The following is a 16,068-nucleotide window of genomic DNA, read 5'->3' as shown; positions in this document are numbered from 1 at the left end:
CGGATGTCGTTGGCCGAATTAGCAAATCACCTGCTCGATAATGCAAAACCCGGCAGTCTCGTGCTGCAGCAGTTGATCAAGTCCGCCATCAGATTGCTCTCGATCACTCTGCTCGTCGCGCTGGTCGCGATTCCGCCCGCTCTCGCTGGATGGACCGAGGACGAATTCGAGCATCGACCGCTCTACGCCTATCCGCTGCCGCACGGCAAAGACAACATCATCGGTAATCTGATCACTTACCAGCTTTTGAAGGGCGACACGCTGCTCGATGTCGGGCGATGGTTCGGCGTCACCGCGCGGGAAATCTCGAACGCCAACGACAAGATCGATTGGTGGGCGCCGCCCGCCGGCCGCCAGATCGTCCTGCCCGACGAACATATCCTGCCCGATACGCCGCATGTCGGAATCGTGCTGAACATCCCCGAGATGCGCGTGTACTACTACTATCCCTCGCCGACCGGCGGCGTCCGCCACAAGAAGCGCAAGACGGGCGTCACGCCGGCCGCGTATGTCGAGGGCATCGCACCCGTCGCATACGTCGCGGGCAAGAAACACGCAGGTGGCGCGATCGTGCCGACCGTCGTCTACACCTTCCCGGTCGGGCTCGGCCGCTACGATTGGAAAACCCCGATCGGCGCCTTCACCGTGCGCGGCAAGACCCGCAACCCGACTTGGGTGGTGCCCGAAAATATCTACAAGGAACATCTCGAGCGCGACGGCGAAGCGGAACACGTCGTCTCCGGTACCGATCCCGACAATCCGCTAGGCCGCTATCGCATCGAATTGACGCTGCCCTCCTACGCCCTGCACGGCACCAACGTCCCGTGGGGCGTCGGGATGGAAGTCAGCCACGGATGCGTTCGGCTCTACCCCGAAGACATCCAGCGCCTGTTCAACAAGGTGAAAATCGGCACGCCGGGCCAGTTCGTCTATCAGCCGGTGAAATTCGGATGGCGCGGCGACGCGCTCTACGTCGAGGTGCACGAGGATCTGTACGGTCGCTACGCCGGCATCTGGGCGCACGCGCAAAAGGAAGTCGAGCGGCTCGGCATCGAGGATCAGGTCGATATGCAGAAGCTCGAAAAAGCGATCGAGCAGAAGTCCGGCGTGCCGACCTACATCATGCCCGGTCCGGCGCCCGGCACTGTCCCCGGCTCCGCCGGCTAACGCATCTCGAGCTAGTCGCTACCCACGTGATTTGGAGCGGCGGGCATCTTGTCGATTCGTTTCAGCACGAATATCTTGCGCTGGCCCATTCCGAATGGTCCCGGCCACGTGAACTCGCGCACTGCCCGCGTCCCCTCGATCGGCCCGCTCGCGATCGTGTAATCCGCGATCTGCTTCGATGTGATCATCGGGATACCCGCCTCGAACTTCATCGTCTCGATCCCATGTTTCGGATAGCGATAGAGATCCTGGCCGTTCAGCGCATAGCCCGCGTCGATCGATGACCGCGGGACTCCCTGCCGCTCCAGCGCATCGCGCGCCGCGAGCACCGCACCGAGCCCGCGCTGGTACGCAAATGTACCGCCGAGCGACATCATTCCCATCGCCAATATCATCGCGAACCCGGCGCCCGCAATCAGCCGACTACGCGGCAGCGGCGCCAACCCGAGCATGATCGCACCCGCGGGCACAAGCACCAGGTAGTAGCGATCATTGTAGAACCACAGCGGAACCGTCGCCGCCCAGTAGATCGCCGCGCCGATTACCATCGCGAGCGCCGCCCGCGGCAGTTTCATCGCGACCTGGACGCAGGCAAGAATCAGCCCTCCGGCACCAAGACTTGCGAAAGCTATGAACCCGTATTGCCAGTAGCTCTCCCAGAAAAAACGGTTGGACAGCCCGCGTAGTGTCAGCGCATTGCTCCAGCCGCCGAAGCAACTGTATTCCGGCAGGCTGTGATCCAGATGCATCAGCACCATCGAGGCCACGAAAATCGACGACGCAATCAGCACGACTCGCCGCCATCGTGCGTTCGCAAGTTGTAACAACGACATCGGTGCGAGCACCGTACCGAGATACAGCGCCGGTCCAAGAACGCCTGCGCGCAGATAATTCGAGATTGACACCAAAAGCAGATACCGGAAGTGATTCTCGTGGCGCTGCAGGTTCCACGGTTTCGGTCCCAGCACAGTCAGCCAAATCCAAATGAAAGCGCAGCCTGCAAACGCTACCACGAACGGCGCCAGAATCCCTGCAAGACTCGGTCGATCATCCGTGTCGTTAACGTCGCCAAAATTCCACCCATAGGCGCTGTAGCGATAAAGCAGGATCGCGCCCACGCATCCGAGAATCGCCATCGCGCCGAACGGCCGAATCATGAAATCGATCACGATCAGCAGCGCCGCGAGCCAGAGCCACGCCGTGCGATGCGCCCCCTCGGCTTTCGCAAACGCCAGGTATGCGCCGATCAGCAACAACAGAAACGGAATCTCGGTCATGAACGAAAAACTGAGAAACGTGAAACACGGGTTGCAGATGAGCAAACCAGTTGCCGCCAGCGCCTGCCATGGACGCGCACCGCATCGGAGCAACAACGCATGAAATGCGACGCCGCATAGAATCGCGAGCATCACCGTGGACATTTCCAGCGAGATCGGATTGGCCCCGAAGCCGCGCGCCCACGCCGCGCCATAGATTACCTGCGCGACCGGCATCACCTGCGTGAAGCCCGCGAATCGCACCTCGCCGGTATGCATGAATCGCCGCACCGCCGCGGCGAAGAGCCAGCTATCCGCCACAGGCGCGTCGGCCAGCGGATACAACAATGCGAGCGCGAACGCATACCAGCCTGCGATCAGCGCGATCGCCAACCATCGTGCATGCCTCATCAAACCCCGCCTTGCTCCCGTTTTGAGCTATCCCTTATACTACGGCGAGTACCGCAAGATTAGCCCCAAGACTAATCCAAAGACTAACCCGCGACTGAAGCGTCAAACACCAAGCCGACTCCACCCAACTCTCCATAATGCGACAAGTAGCTTTTCACCGCCCCTCGATTGGCCCCGAAGAGGAGCGTGAAGTTCTCGACACCCTGCGCTCCGGCTGGATTACCACCGGCCCCAAGGCCAAGCGCTTCGAAAAAGAATTCGCCGAGTACGTCGGCGCGAAGCACGCGCTCGCGGTCGCGCATTGCACCGGCGCGCTGCATCTTGCTCTTTGGGCGCTCGGTATCGGCCCCGGCGACGAAGTCATCACCACCCCTTTCACCTTCACCGCCACCGCCGAAATACTCGGCTATCTCGGCGCGCGTCCGGTCTTCGTCGATATCGATCCCGGCACGTTCAACATCAATCCGGCCCGCATCGAGGAAGCACTCGAAAGCGGCGCCAACAAGAAAGTCCGCGCGCTGCTGCCGGTCCATTTCGCCGGACAAACTTGCGACATGGATCGCATTCTCAAGATTGCCCGCGACTACGATCTCAAGATCGTCGAGGATGCCGCCCATGCCGCCGGCTCCGCGCGCCACATGGATGGCCGCGGGATGGCCAAGGTCGGCGCGATCGGCGACCTCACTTGCTTCAGTTTTTACGCCACCAAGAATTTTACCACCGCCGAGGGCGGGATGATCACCACCGAGGATGACGCGCTCGCCGAGAAGATCGCAGTCGCGAGCCTTCACGGGATGAACAAGGACGCGTGGAAGCGCTACGACCAAAGCGGATCGTGGTACTACGAAATCCACGACCTCGGATTCAAGTACAATCTCTCCGACGTGCACGCCGCGATCGGCGTCGCGCAGCTCAAGCGCTCGGACGAATTTATGCGCCGCCGCACTGAGATCGCGCGCGCGTATAGCGACGCGTTTCGCGCCGACGAGAGTCTCCAGGCGCCCTACTCAGAACCCGGCATCGAGCACGCCTGGCATCTGTACGTGCTCCGCTTGCGGCCCGAGCGGCTCCGCATCGGCCGCAACCAGTTCGTCGAAATTTTGCGCGAGCGCGGCGTCGGATGCTCCGTGCACTGCATCCCGCTCCACACGATGCACTATTATCAGCGCTCCTACGGCTATCGTAACGGCGATTTTCCGGTCGCCGAAGATGTCTTCAGCCGCTGTTTCTCGTTGCCGATCTACTACGCGATGAGCGACGAGGATGTGAACTACGTTATCGAAACCGTTCTCTCGATCGTGCGGGAAAATCGCCGCTAATGAATTTCGCTATCCGAGGTAATCAATTGTGCGCACTCTGGTAACCGGCGGCGCCGGATTCCTTGGCTCTCACCTCTGCGAACGCCTGCTGAAAGATGGCCATGAAGTCATCTGCATGGACAACTACTTCAGCGGCAAGCGCGCCAACATCGAGCACCTGTTCGATCAACGCAATTTCGAATTTATCCGCCACGATATTGTCGAGCCGATCCTGCTCGAAGTAGATCGCATCTTTAATCTCGCCTGCCCCGCTTCGCCGGTGCACTACCAGTACAACCCCGTCAAAACCATCAAGACCAGTGTGATGGGCACCATCAACATGCTGGGCCTTGCCAAACGCGTCCGCGCCCGCATCCTGCTCACTTCGACCAGCGAGGTTTACGGCGATCCCGAAGAGCATCCGCAGACCGAAAAGTATTGGGGCAACGTGAACCCGATTGGCGTGCGCTCATGCTACGACGAGGGCAAACGCGTCGCCGAATGCCTCATGATGGACTATCACCGGCAGAACAACGTCGATATCCGCATCGTCCGCATCTTCAACACTTACGGCCCGCGGATGGCCATCAACGACGGCCGCGTGGTGTCGAACTTCTGCGTCGCCGCGCTCCGCGGCGAGGACCTCGAAATCTACGGCGACGGCAAGCAGACTCGCTCGTTCGCTTACGTGGACGACATTATCGACGCGATCGTCCGCATGATGAACCAGGAAGCTCACATCGGCCCGGTCAACATCGGCAATCCCGACGAATTCACCATTGATGAACTCGCGAGCCTCGCCATCGAGCTATCCGGCAGTTCGTCGAAGGTGATCATCAAGCCGGCCCGCCCCGACGATCCCGTGCGGCGCAAACCGAACATCGATCTCGCGCGCAAAGTGCTCAACTGGGTGCCCAGAATTCCTCTGAAGGACGGCTTGCGGCTCTCGATCGATCACTTCCGCGAAGTGCTGGGCCTGACCCACATCTAGCGCACGATTCTACCGCAAAGTTCGATTTGCAAAGATCCACCGGATGTCTGCATTGTCTCAATGATGATGCGGCGGTTCGCTCTGATCGCGATTTTCCTCGGCCTTGCGTCCATCGCGAGCGCTCGGACCACAAGACAGTCCAGTGATACTACTCAGTATTACGGCCCCAACGGCACCTACCAGGGCAGCGCTCGCGACAATTCGGCAACTATGGCGTCGCGTTCGATCGATGAGGTTTCGTATCTACGATTGCTTCGCCGCTTAACAAGCTGCGAAGCCACTCCTTCACTGCGGGATACTTCCCGATATCCAGCACAAACTCCTGCCCGATCGGCACCAAACCCGACGTCATCATCTCGGACATCGGGATGCCCGGCGCCGACGGCTTGATGCTAATCCGCAAGATTCGACAGAAACCGAACCCGCTCGGCGATATTCCCGGACTGGCGCTGACCGCTTACGGCCGCATCGACGACAAGATCGACATCCTCGAGGCCGGCTACCAGGCGCACGTGATCAAGCCGGTGGACGTCGCCGAACTCACCGCCATTATCGCCAGCCTGATCAGAAAAGACGACGAGCGCCGCCGCTCAAAGTGACTTGCTTGTCGGTCTAGTCGCTACAGCAATGCGACGGAACTAATGATGTCGAAGCAGTTCCCAGACGATTTTGAAGACCTGAATCGCCAGCGAAAGCCACTCCCTCGCTTCCTTGATCCGATCTTTTGATCCTTCGGGTTTGCGCCCGCGTTGCCGACGCGCTATTGAGTGTAGCCACGTCGGGTAAGGTTTGGATTGTTTCACGACTCTTCCTCCCGCCCCTCGTTATCCGTCGCCCGAGGCTGCAACCCCGCAAAGGTCGCCTTGGGCGCGGTGTTTTCCGCGTCTCTACAAACTAACCACTGTAGCGATGGTCCCGACTAAAGCTCCTCCTGCAGATGCCGTGACTCGTCGTGATTCTAAGTCTGTTAAGGATTTTATCAGTAACGGTAGGAGTTGTGGATTCGACGATCTTCGACGTGCATAAAGTTGTGGAGGATTTGACCGGACCGATTCTGTTTCCGTTGCGAAAACACTTGGTTCTGTCCACATGATGCCCAGGAGGCCCCGAAATTGCCTGTGAACTCAACGGGTTAGTCGACTCATGAATTTTTCGCCGCGATCACTAGATCTTTGCTAAACATTTTTGGCGATAGTGACAAGCGCATGAAAAAACTTTCAGTTATGCGCTTGGATCGAAAAGGAAATTTTGCCCGAAGGCGAACGACACGCGATTGGCTCAATGTTTCGCGCAAACTTGGAAACCCGGACGATGGCTCTGGGAGCGGCCATGCGGAATCAAGAGAGCTAGCGCATTGACTCTGTCAGTTTGCAGCGTCTCGATTTTGATTTACGACTGTTTCGAAGTGAAGGAAGTGAACAGGTTGCACGCCCAAGACTTCACGTCGGGATACTCGCCGATATCCAGCACAAACTCCTGCCCGATCGGCACCGAGCGCAATTGAACAGTCGCGCCATTCGAGGACCATCGCCCAGCCTGATGCCGCGTGAGTAGAGTGCGTCCGCGCGGCTCGAAGCACGCAGGCATCCGCCACGTCGATCTGCCGAGGTACGGCTCGAGTTGCGTAAGAATCAGCTCCGGCCGAATACAATCGAATGCTCCAGCACCCGCGCTCGCAAGGCCGAGCGAATCGAGTCGCTCACTCGCGACGTAAACCGTGTTGTTGCGATAACGCTCGCGCTCCACAAAATGCGGATGCATCCGCGCCCACGGCATCGCCTCGATCAGTCGATCACTCATCGGATGAACCGCCCCTACTTCCATCCAGCCGAAGATCACGTGCAGATTCGGCGCACCCGGCACAAACGAAATGGCGCAGCCGGCGCCGGTCGTTTGTCGAAACCATCCGAAGAACAAAAACAGATCGCCCGCACCAACCCCGTTATTCGCCAGATGACTCGCGGCCGCATCCGCCTGTCCGAAGATTGGCCGCCATCCCGGCGCGCGCACGATCGATTCCCCGCGCAAATCAGGATCGAGATGCGCGCCGTCCGACGCTGTGATCCTTGCGCGCGTCAGCGCCTCGACCATCGGCGCGATCGACGCACCCTTGAGCTGGATGTCGCGAAATCGCGTCGGCGCATTTGGGTCCGGGATCGGCAATGAACATAATGAGCCATCCTCGAGGATCGGGCTCGCGCATCCGCCGTACTTCGCGTCGAATCCCTTGCGGCTGAATATCAGCTTCATCGATAGTCACTATCGCCAGTCGCTCAAGCGCATGCCGAGAGCCCACGAATTTTCGCTAGCTCGTGACTAGACCACTTTCCCACTCTTCGGCAACATACAAGGAGGCCCGCCGCTCCTGCGGCGGGTAGGTTAGGGTGCCGGATCTCCCGCTAGTGAAAAAGTCCGGGATCTTTCGACTCCGGCAGCCTCCGCTCAAGATGACGGAACGAGGGTGCCGCCGCTCCGCCAGTCAATGCACGGCCTCCGACCTGCCGCCGATACCTGATCACCTCCGTGTCATTTCGAGCGCAGCGAGAAATCCCGGATCCGGGTTTCACGCCTCGTCGCTTCGCTCGCTCGGGATGACACGAAACGTTCACGCGAGATGACCGACTAGCGGTCGAGGAATCAAAGAGCGCCAGCAGCAATCACCGCTATCGGCGCATCGCGCGGCGCGCCCATGATACAGTTCGCCCGACGCCATCGACAAAGGACTATTGCGCGATGCCCGATTCAGAACTGCTGCTCGAACTCGCCCACTTCGTCGAAAAGATCGCCGCCATCGCGCGCACCGGACTCGCCTTCAAGCCCGACGGCTTCGATTCCGAGCGCTACGACGCCCTGCTCAAGGAAGCCGCCCGGATGCATGCCGTCATCGGCGGCGCCGGCGATGATGAAGCGGAACTCCTTCGCCACGGATGGCGCAATCAGGTGATCTCCGGCTACGAAGGCTACGTCACCGCGGCCGTCGGATGCGGCGTGATTGCGTTTAACGAGCGCGACGAAATTCTCATGATCCAGCGCCCGACCGGCAAATGGTGGTACCCGACCGGCTTTTGCGACGTGGGCATCTCACCCGCCGAAAATGCCGCCAAGGAAGCGCGGGAAGAGACCGGACTTATCGTCGAGCCCGAGCGATTGCTCGCCGTAATCGACAGCCGCAAACGCGGCGCCGCCGGCCGCCACATCTACTCGATTCTGTTCTACTGCCGAATCCTCGGCGGCACGCTCACGACGCATCCGCTCGAGACTCTCGCCGCGGCATTTTTCCCGCTCGATCGATTGCCCGAGCCGCTCCACGGCGTCGATCGCAAATGGATCGCGCTCGCCCGCGAGTTTCACTTCGAGGGTCGCATCGCGCCCTATTTCGATCCGTTGTGAGAGTGTGCGCTAGCGGGTGGTGGCTTCGGCGGGAATTCCGATCTGATGCCCTGGGATTGCATGCGCGCCGGTGCTCGCGCCGATCGAGATGATCAGCATCCCCTGCTCGTAGCGCGGTCCGCCGACGATCAGCGTGCCGTTGTCCTTCAGCTTCAGATCGGTCGTCATCATCGGCCGGGTGCCGTCGAACAGCACGATCTCCATCGCGATCATGTCGCCATCGACGGCGCGCGGCTGGATATGCAGGATCTTGCCGCCGGGCAGTTCGAACGCGATCATTTTGCCGGTTTCTGTGACGCCATCCTGATGGCTGACGAGGCTGTACGTCGAGTAGCTGAAAAGTCCCTCGAGCTTGTGCTTCAGCAACGCCAGATGCGGATCGACACCCTCGTGCGTATCGGCGGCGAGCACCGAATCGACACGGATATTGATCTGGCGCGGCGGCGAGCCTGCCCACATGACGCTTGGCGGCGTCAGCGCGAGGGTCAGGGCGACGATTGCAAAACTACCCAGCCGTCCAGTCATCACGGGCCTTAGGGCTGATCCGGTAACCAGATTACCGTGGTATCTGACCGGGGCTCGCTCCACACCGCGACCGACGGTATCTCAGCTTCGAGACGGGAGATAACCGCCCGCGATTCCCCGCGCGCGTCGATCTGCTCGGCCATCGATGCCGCGTCTTGCTCGACCTTGGCGATCTCGTGGCTCACGGCGGAAGCTGCCGGTCGCGGGCGCTCGGCCGCATAACGCCGCGCGTAAGGCGTAGTCAGCACCATCGTGATCGCAGCGACGGCCGCAGCCGCGGTGCCCCACGCGAACCCGGCACTGAGGATTCTATCCTTGCCGCCGAAGAATCTCGAAATCCGGGCCCACGGCGGTTGCGGCAACGCGTCGATTCGCGCGACGACCGCGGCGGCGAATCCGCCGAGCATCGGCTCCGGCGCAATATCGCGGAGCCCGCGAGCGATCGTCGTAAAGTCGCCGAGCGTCCCGGTGCACCGCTCGCATCGCGCGAGATGGTACGCGACGTCCTGCATTTCATTGGGTTCGAGTTCGCCGTCCTCGAAGGCGCCGAGCAGAAGGCTTATTTCACTACATTCAGCCATATTTCGCTCAGTTCAAGGACAAGTCCTGAAGGATTGCGCGCAGGTGATTGCGAGCGTAGTGCAACCTGCTCATGACGGTACCGCGCGGACACTGCAAGGTTTCGCTAATTTCGTCGTATGACAATCCTTCGACTTCGCGTAGAAGTATCACTGCACGATGTTCCGGCGTCAACTGCTCGAGCGCCTTCTTCAAGCGCTCGGATAACTCGCTGCGGCTGACGGCCTTGAAGCTATCTCCTTGCAAACTTGGCAGGCGATCTATCTCGTTTTGCGCATCCTCGCCGCGAAGAATCACATGCCGTCCTTCGCGGCGCCAGAAATCAATCGAGAGGTTCGCCGCAATCCGATAAAGCCACGTCGAAAAGCTGGACCTTGATTCAAAGTTCTTGAGATTCTCGAATGCCCGTACGAACGTTTCCTGGGCCAGCTCGATTGCATCATCCTGGTTCTTCACCACCGCCAGGGCCACCCCAACCACCCGGCGCTGATACCTTTCGACCAATACGCCAAACGCCTCGGAATCGCCGTTTCTGGCCCGATCGATAAGTTCGGCTTCGTCGCCGTCCTGGCGGCCCGGTGTTCTCAATTCAATAGACGCAGTGTGAGGCGGCGAAATTCAGCGGCATTATGCCCAGCCGCGCATTTCGGCCCAGTTCGGACCCCATTTCAGGTCCACTTTGAGGGGAATTTTGAGTTCCGCGACGTCCTCCATCCGGCGTTTTGCCAGCTCGCCCGCCTCCTCGCGAGCCTTTTCGTCCACCTCCAGCAGCAATTCGTCGTGCACCTGCAGAATCATCCGCGCATCCAGCTTGCGATGCAGCAGTTCTTTGTGAAGCTTGATCATTGCCAGCTTGATCAGGTCGGCCGCCGTCCCCTGGATCGGCGTGTTGATCGCGATTCGCTCGGCCTGCGCCCGCGCGCCGCCCGGCCCGGCATTCAGCTCGGGCAAATAGCGCCGCCGGCCATACATCGTGGTGACGTAGCCGGTCTCGCGCGCGTTACGGACGGTCTCATCGAGCCATGCGCGCACACCCGGCAGCCGCTCGAAATAGCGCTTGATGTAATCCGACGCCTCGCTCAGCGAAATCCCGAGTTCGCCGGCCAGCCGCTGCGGCCCCATCCCGTAGATGATGCCGAAGTTTATCACTTTCGCGAGGCGCCGCGCTTCCGCATCGACCTTGTCGGGCGTCACGCCGAGCACTTCGGTCGCGGTTCGCATGTGGATATCTTCGCCGCTGTTGAACGCATCGACCAGCGTCTTGTCGCCGGTCAGATGCGCCAGCACGCGCAGATCGATCTGCGAATAGTCGGCGGAGACGAATACGCTGCCCCGCTTGGGGATGAACGCGCGCCGAATCCGCCGCCCTTCTTCGCTCCGGGTCGGGATATTCTGCAGATTCGGATCGCTCGAACTGACGCGTCCGGTCGCGGTCAGCGCCTGATGAAACGTCGTATGGATGCGCCCAGTTTTCGTATCGACCAGTTCGGACAGCGCGTCGGCGTACGTGGATTTGAGTTTCGAGATGGTGCGGTACTCGATCAGCTTGCGCGGCATCGGATGAATCGCGGCGAGCTTCTCGAGCGTGTCGGCGTCGGTCGAAAACCCGCTCTTGCTTTTCTTGAGTCCCTTCGGCGACAGTTTCAGTTCGGTGAACAGGACATCGCGCAGTTGAATCGGAGAATTGAGATTAAATTCGCGGCCCGCGAGTTGATAGCACTCGCGCTCGAGTCGTTCGAGTTGGGTCGCGAACTCGCGCGAGATCGTCTGCAGCGCCTCCGGATCGACCGCGATCCCGTCGGTCTCCATCTTCGCCAAAATTTCGGCTATCGGCATCTCGATCTCGACGAACATCGGCATCAGGCCGTCGCTCTCGAGCCGTGGGAGCAACGCCTCGCGCAGATTGCTGATTAGTTCGACGTTGGTGCCGGGCGCGGCGCGTCCGCCGAGCGGCGCGAGATATTCGTGATAGAGATTGGTGAGCGTCGGCTCCGCCTTGCCCGAATTTACCAGGAAGCCGGCCAGCAGCGCGTCGAAATCGGCGCCTTTGAGCTCGCTTCCAAGCTTCGCGAGCGCGCGCATCTGCGTTTTCAGATCGTACACCGATTTCGGCGGCGTCTCGGACGCGAGGATCGGCGCGACAGCCGCGATCCGCTCGCCCTCGAGCGCGTAGATCTGCCCGCCAGCAAGAAGTTCGAGGCGCGGCAGCCCGTTGCTGTCTGTGCCTAGATCGATCGCGATGCGCGGCGCGGCTTTGAGCGTCGCGAGCACCTCGTCGAGATCGCCGGCCGCGACCGATTTGGTTTCCGCCTTCGCAAACCCCGGAAGTTCTGTCTGCGACGGCGAAATCTCACGCAGCAGAGAATTGAACTCCAGCTCGCGGAGCAGTTCCGCCGCCGCAGCTTCATCGACGCCCGCCCACGCGAAATCTTCCGGGTCGTCGTCGAGCGGAACTTCGGTATCGATTCGCACCAGGCGCCGCGCCAGATCGACGGTCGCGCGATGCTCCGCTAACAGCGCCGCGACCTTCTTCGCACCGCGAATTCCGCTCTCCTCGATTCGATCGAGATTCTCGTAGATGCCGGCGATCGAGCCGAATTTCTGCACCAGCGCCGACGCCGTCTTCTCGCCGACGCCGGGCACGCCCTTAATATTGTCGATCGTGTCGCCGGTCAACGCCTGGATATCGACCAGCGCCAGCGGCTCTACCCCGAAGCGATCGCGCACTTCGCGCACGCCAATCCGCTTGTCGCGCATCGTCTCCCAAATAGTGACGTGCGGCGCCACCAACTGCATGAAGTCCTTGTCGGCCGTGATCAGCGTGACGTTGAACTGCTTGCGCGCCGCCCGCCCCGCCAGCGTGCCGATCACGTCGTCGGCCTCGACCCCGTCGCGCACGATACTCTTGATTCGAAAAGCCTCGACCGCTCGATAGATGTACGGAATCTGCACCAGCAAATCGTTCGGCGTCTCGACCCGATTTTTTTTGTAGTCCTCGAACATGTCGTCGCGAAAGGTTTTTTTTGGCGAATCGAAGACGATCGCGAGATGAGTCGGGCGCGCGTCTTTCAGCAATTTGAGCAACATCCGGATGAAACCGAAGACCGCGTTGGTCGGCATCCCCCGCGAGGTATTCATCTGCGGCAATGCAAAAAAAGCCCGGAAGATGTACCCGGAGCCATCGACCAGGATCAATTCTCTGCGCTCGGCGGCCATCCAAAGGAAAGTATCCGATACGGTTCTCAAAACCAAAACGTCGCAGCGCATTACAATTCCGTGTGCGTGCGTCGAACTTTGCGAATGAAGCAGCGATGGCGGCTGGTGTTATCGACCATTCCTGGTCGCTCGGAGAACTGGTTGATTCAGTTGATCGACTAGCGGTGGCGAATATCGGCGCTGGTCTTGATTAAGTTCATCTACTAGGCTAGCTGCTGTGGCCGTGGAGCTAAAAATTAAGTGGGACGGCACCGCACCCGGTTTGGCTGAAAACCGGCTGAGTCTTAGTGCGTTTGGCGAGTCGCTGCCGCTGCTGCTTGCCAGCCTGCGGCGGATCGCAACCAATCTTGTCGGCGACGTGTTCGAGGAGAGACAGGCCAGAGGAGGTCGATTCGCGAACGCTGCTCGCCAACTAGATATTGAGATAGCCGAGCTCGTGAAGGGTTCCGCTGGATTTGACAGCGTAATTACATTTTCGACTCCACTTGGCAGCACCTTTCCACTATTGGACTTCGCGCAGAGTGCTGGCACGCAACTTCTCGATGCCTTGGACTCTGAAGGCCGAGGCGTAGCGAAGAATGCCAGCGTGCGTCGATATTTGCAGGCTTTGCCAAAGGGAATCACGCGACAGACGTATTCTCTTCACCTCAATGGAACGGTTTTGCAGGAGGTGTCATTTGGCGAAGCTGTCCTTCCTGAGTTGCCAATGGAAGCGCCGTATCTCGTTCAATATTCCGGAAACGTTATCGGTGTCGGATTTGCGCCGGGAAGGCCAGAGGTCCGAATAAAGACCGAAACGGGAAGCATCACTTTCGCAGCTACTGCCGAGCAAGTTGATGCGGCCCTCCGTCTGCGCGAGTCCGAAGTGACCGCACTTGGCGTCTTTCAGGACAATGCGCACCGCCTGCTCATACTTCGAGATACAAAGACAGCGGCGACACCTTCTACCCGCGAATCAGCGATATATGACCGCTGGCAGACCGTCCTGAAGAGGCTCGCTCAGTGAATGCCGACCCTTGGGCGCACCTGATTTCCCTACAAACCATACGCCAAATCCATAGCGACTGCATCGCGCGTTTTGGCGGCGACGCAACCAAAGCGACAAAGGAAGGATGTGTGGAACGAAGCCTCGGGGCCGCGTGGAGCGCAGAACTGTACTCGGAAAATATGGATGCGGTTCAAGGCTTATGTTTCGCCGGTTGCCTGCTTTATTACCTGATAAAAAACCACTGTTTCGTTGATGGAAATAAGCGGGTGGGGTGGGCAGCGGGCATGGAAGTTCTTCGGGCGTTAGAGCTAGGCGTACGTGCCACGGATGACGAAGTTGAAGAGTTCTGCCTCGCGGTCGTTGAGAACGACTCTAGCCTAGTAAAAAACGCTGTTGATGTGGCGGTATGGCTCGCACCTAGGCTCACCGCCTTACAAATCTCAAATTAGGACACTACTTTCGCGAGACGCCGTATTGACAGTGCCACTCGCGGAGTTTAATTAGACGGTTGCCTTGTGCGCATTTGAATCAACGGGCAGTCATCTACGTCATTAAAATCTGAAAGATGCCGACGCATCGCGCGTTGGGCGGGTATCGGGCAAGCTGAATGATCGAGGTTAAGAATCTAACCAAAGTTTACGGCGATTTTGTCGCGGTAAAAGACGTATCATTCAAGGCGGAAAGCGGCTCGATCCTGGGCTTTCTCGGCCCCAACGGCGCCGGCAAAACCACCACGATGCGCATCATAACCGGCTTTATGCCGGCGACGGCGGGCACCGTGCTGATCGATGGCCTGGATATTTTCTCGCAGTCGCTTGAGGCGCGCCGCAAAATTGGCTATCTGCCGGAAAATCCGCCGCTTTACCCCGATATGCGGGTCGAATCATATCTTCGCTTCGTCGCGAAATTGCGCGGCGTGCCCAAGGCGAGGGTCGAGTCCGCGCTCGAGCACGTGCTCGAAGTATGCGGCCTGACCGACATGTCGCATCGCATCTGCGGCCAGCTCTCGAAGGGCTATCGGCAGCGCGTTGGCCTCGCACAGGCGCTCATCCACGATCCGCCGGTGCTGGTGCTCGACGAACCGACGATCGGTCTCGATCCGCGCCAGATTCACGAGATTCGGACGCTGATTCGTAATTTGTCGAGCGATCGCACGGTCGTGCTCTCGACGCATATCCTGCCCGAGGTCTCGCAGATTTGTGACAAAGTTGTGATCATCGCTGACGGCCACGTGGTGCTGCAGGAATTTTTGAAACAGTTGCCCGCCGGGACTTCGCTCGAGGAAATCTTCCTCAAAGCGATCACCAAGGAGCGCCACGAAGACGGCTCGACTGCGGAGGAGACGCTGGAGGAGGTTGGCGCCGGCCATGCCTGATCGCGCCGGATCGCGCTCATGAAAAATTCGCTCACAATCGCGGGCAAGGAGCTCGCGGGCTATTTCGTACAGCCGGTCGCCTACGTCGTGATGACGGTGTTCCTGCTGCTCGGCGGATTCTTTTTCTTCGCCCTGCTCAGGTACTTCGAGGTGATGCTGACGGCGTACTCCGCGATGCAGAATCCGGCCGTGCTCTCGCGCCTCAATCTGAACGAGCGCGTGATCGAGCCGATGCTGCATAACCTCGCGGTCGTGCTCGTCATCCTGGTGCCGGCCATCACGATGCGCAGCTTTGCCGAGGAAAAGCGCACCGGCACGTACGAATTGCTGCTGACTGCGCCGATTCGCACCGGCGAGATCGTCGCCGGCAAATTCATCGCGGCGGCCGCCTTCATGCTGATCATGATTGCGCTCGCGGGAATTTTTCCGCTGATCCTCGTGATGTTCGGCAATCCCGAGATCGGCGTGATGTTCTCCGGCTATCTCGGCCTCGCGTTTCTCGCGGTCTCGTTCGTCTCGATCGGACTCTTCACCAGCTCGCTGACGCAAAATCAAATTATCGCGGCGATTAGCTGCTTCGGCGCGTTGCTCTTGCTGTTCGTGATCTCATGGCCGGCCCAGGCCGGCGGCACCCAGTTCCTTGGCCTGCTTCGATACATGTCGCTGCCCGAGCATTTCTCGCAGATGGTCACCGGCATTATCGATACGCGCGATATCGTCTACTTCGTAAGTCTCATCTTCGTCGCGCTGTTCTTGACCCAACGCTCGGTCGAGTCGGCGCGCTGGCGTTAGCGGGAAATCTGGATGCGGAGATCGTCGGCGCTGTACGGAATTCTCGGACTGGTACTGCTCGCTTTCGGGCTGGTCGATTA

The 16,068-nt window shown here is 59.7% G+C and carries 15 protein-coding genes; 9 read left to right on the top strand and 6 right to left on the bottom strand.

The window, feature by feature from the left end; translation table 11 throughout:
* Positions 1-9 precede the first annotated feature (9 nt).
* Positions 10-1,167, top strand: coding sequence for a L,D-transpeptidase family protein (locus Q7S58_RS00175; RefSeq protein WP_304819556.1), 1,158 nt, complete (start codon positions 10-12; stop codon positions 1,165-1,167).
* Positions 1,168-1,178: 11 nt separating this feature from the next.
* Here Q7S58_RS00175 and Q7S58_RS00170 read toward each other — a convergent pair whose 3' ends face one another.
* Entirely contained in the window at positions 1,179-2,834 is a 1,656-nt protein-coding gene (locus Q7S58_RS00170; protein ID WP_304819554.1) for a glycosyltransferase family 39 protein, read from the bottom strand.
* A 137-nt stretch (positions 2,835-2,971) separates the two neighbouring features.
* Here Q7S58_RS00170 and Q7S58_RS00165 point away from each other — a divergent pair, with 137 nt between their 5' ends.
* From Q7S58_RS00165 to Q7S58_RS00155, 3 genes are all read left to right on the top strand, one after another.
* A complete protein-coding gene (locus tag Q7S58_RS00165; RefSeq protein ID WP_304819552.1) occupies positions 2,972-4,153 on the top strand; it encodes a DegT/DnrJ/EryC1/StrS aminotransferase family protein in 1,182 nt (393 codons plus the stop codon).
* A gap of 28 nt (positions 4,154-4,181) precedes the next feature.
* Positions 4,182-5,123 (top strand): UDP-glucuronic acid decarboxylase family protein, encoded by a 942-nt coding sequence (locus Q7S58_RS00160; RefSeq protein WP_304819549.1) that lies wholly within the window; start codon positions 4,182-4,184, stop codon positions 5,121-5,123.
* Between the two features lie 248 nt (positions 5,124-5,371).
* Positions 5,372-5,722 carry a response regulator gene (locus tag Q7S58_RS00155; protein WP_370655428.1) on the top strand — a complete coding sequence of 117 codons (351 nt, stop codon included), beginning with the start codon at positions 5,372-5,374 and terminating at the stop codon, positions 5,720-5,722.
* A 790-nt stretch (positions 5,723-6,512) separates the two neighbouring features.
* On the opposite strand, the gene Q7S58_RS00150 is transcribed toward Q7S58_RS00155, so the two are convergent.
* Positions 6,513-7,373 carry a hypothetical protein gene (locus Q7S58_RS00150; RefSeq protein ID WP_304819547.1) on the bottom strand — a complete coding sequence of 287 codons (861 nt, stop codon included), beginning with the start codon at positions 7,371-7,373 and terminating at the stop codon, positions 6,513-6,515.
* Between the two features lie 483 nt (positions 7,374-7,856).
* On the opposite strand from Q7S58_RS00150, the gene Q7S58_RS00145 reads away from it, so the two are divergent.
* Positions 7,857-8,513, top strand: coding sequence for an NUDIX hydrolase N-terminal domain-containing protein (locus Q7S58_RS00145; protein WP_304819545.1), 657 nt, complete (start codon positions 7,857-7,859; stop codon positions 8,511-8,513).
* Positions 8,514-8,522: 9 nt separating this feature from the next.
* Here Q7S58_RS00145 and Q7S58_RS00140 read toward each other — a convergent pair whose 3' ends face one another.
* The 4 genes from Q7S58_RS00140 to polA are packed head-to-tail and all read right to left on the bottom strand — an operon-like array spanning position 8,523 to position 12,833.
* Positions 8,523-9,038 carry a hypothetical protein gene (locus Q7S58_RS00140; protein ID WP_304819543.1) on the bottom strand — a complete coding sequence of 172 codons (516 nt, stop codon included), beginning with the start codon at positions 9,036-9,038 and terminating at the stop codon, positions 8,523-8,525.
* An 8-nt stretch (positions 9,039-9,046) separates the two neighbouring features.
* Positions 9,047-9,619, bottom strand: a complete 573-nt coding sequence (locus Q7S58_RS00135; RefSeq protein WP_304819541.1) for an anti-sigma factor — start codon at positions 9,617-9,619, stop codon at positions 9,047-9,049.
* A gap of 7 nt (positions 9,620-9,626) precedes the next feature.
* Positions 9,627-10,205 carry an RNA polymerase sigma factor gene (locus Q7S58_RS00130; protein ID WP_304819540.1) on the bottom strand — a complete coding sequence of 193 codons (579 nt, stop codon included), beginning with the start codon at positions 10,203-10,205 and terminating at the stop codon, positions 9,627-9,629.
* 39 nt (positions 10,206-10,244) lie between these two features.
* Positions 10,245-12,833 carry a DNA polymerase I gene (polA, locus tag Q7S58_RS00125; RefSeq protein WP_304819538.1) on the bottom strand — a complete coding sequence of 863 codons (2,589 nt, stop codon included), beginning with the start codon at positions 12,831-12,833 and terminating at the stop codon, positions 10,245-10,247.
* A 223-nt stretch (positions 12,834-13,056) separates the two neighbouring features.
* On the opposite strand from polA, the gene Q7S58_RS00120 reads away from it, so the two are divergent.
* The 4 genes from Q7S58_RS00120 (at position 13,057) to Q7S58_RS00105 (ending at position 15,988) form a co-directional block, all read left to right on the top strand.
* Positions 13,057-13,839: a hypothetical protein gene (locus Q7S58_RS00120; RefSeq protein WP_304819536.1), complete on the top strand. Its 783-nt coding sequence runs from the start codon at positions 13,057-13,059 to the stop codon at positions 13,837-13,839.
* Positions 13,836-14,270: a type II toxin-antitoxin system death-on-curing family toxin gene (locus Q7S58_RS00115; RefSeq protein ID WP_304819534.1), complete on the top strand. Its 435-nt coding sequence runs from the start codon at positions 13,836-13,838 to the stop codon at positions 14,268-14,270. The genes Q7S58_RS00120 and Q7S58_RS00115 overlap by 4 nt, the downstream gene beginning before the upstream one ends.
* A gap of 158 nt (positions 14,271-14,428) precedes the next feature.
* Positions 14,429-15,196, top strand: coding sequence for an ABC transporter ATP-binding protein (locus tag Q7S58_RS00110; protein ID WP_304819532.1), 768 nt, complete (start codon positions 14,429-14,431; stop codon positions 15,194-15,196).
* An 18-nt stretch (positions 15,197-15,214) separates the two neighbouring features.
* Positions 15,215-15,988: an ABC transporter permease subunit gene (locus Q7S58_RS00105; protein WP_304819530.1), complete on the top strand. Its 774-nt coding sequence runs from the start codon at positions 15,215-15,217 to the stop codon at positions 15,986-15,988.
* Positions 15,989-16,068: the final 80 nt, after the last annotated feature.

Origin of the sequence: Candidatus Binatus sp., assembly GCF_030646925.1 — a bacterium.
GTDB lineage: Bacteria > Desulfobacterota > Binatia > Binatales > Binataceae > Binatus.
Note: the sequence above shows the minus strand (reverse complement) of the source record. Positions and strands in the feature narration are given on the sequence as shown.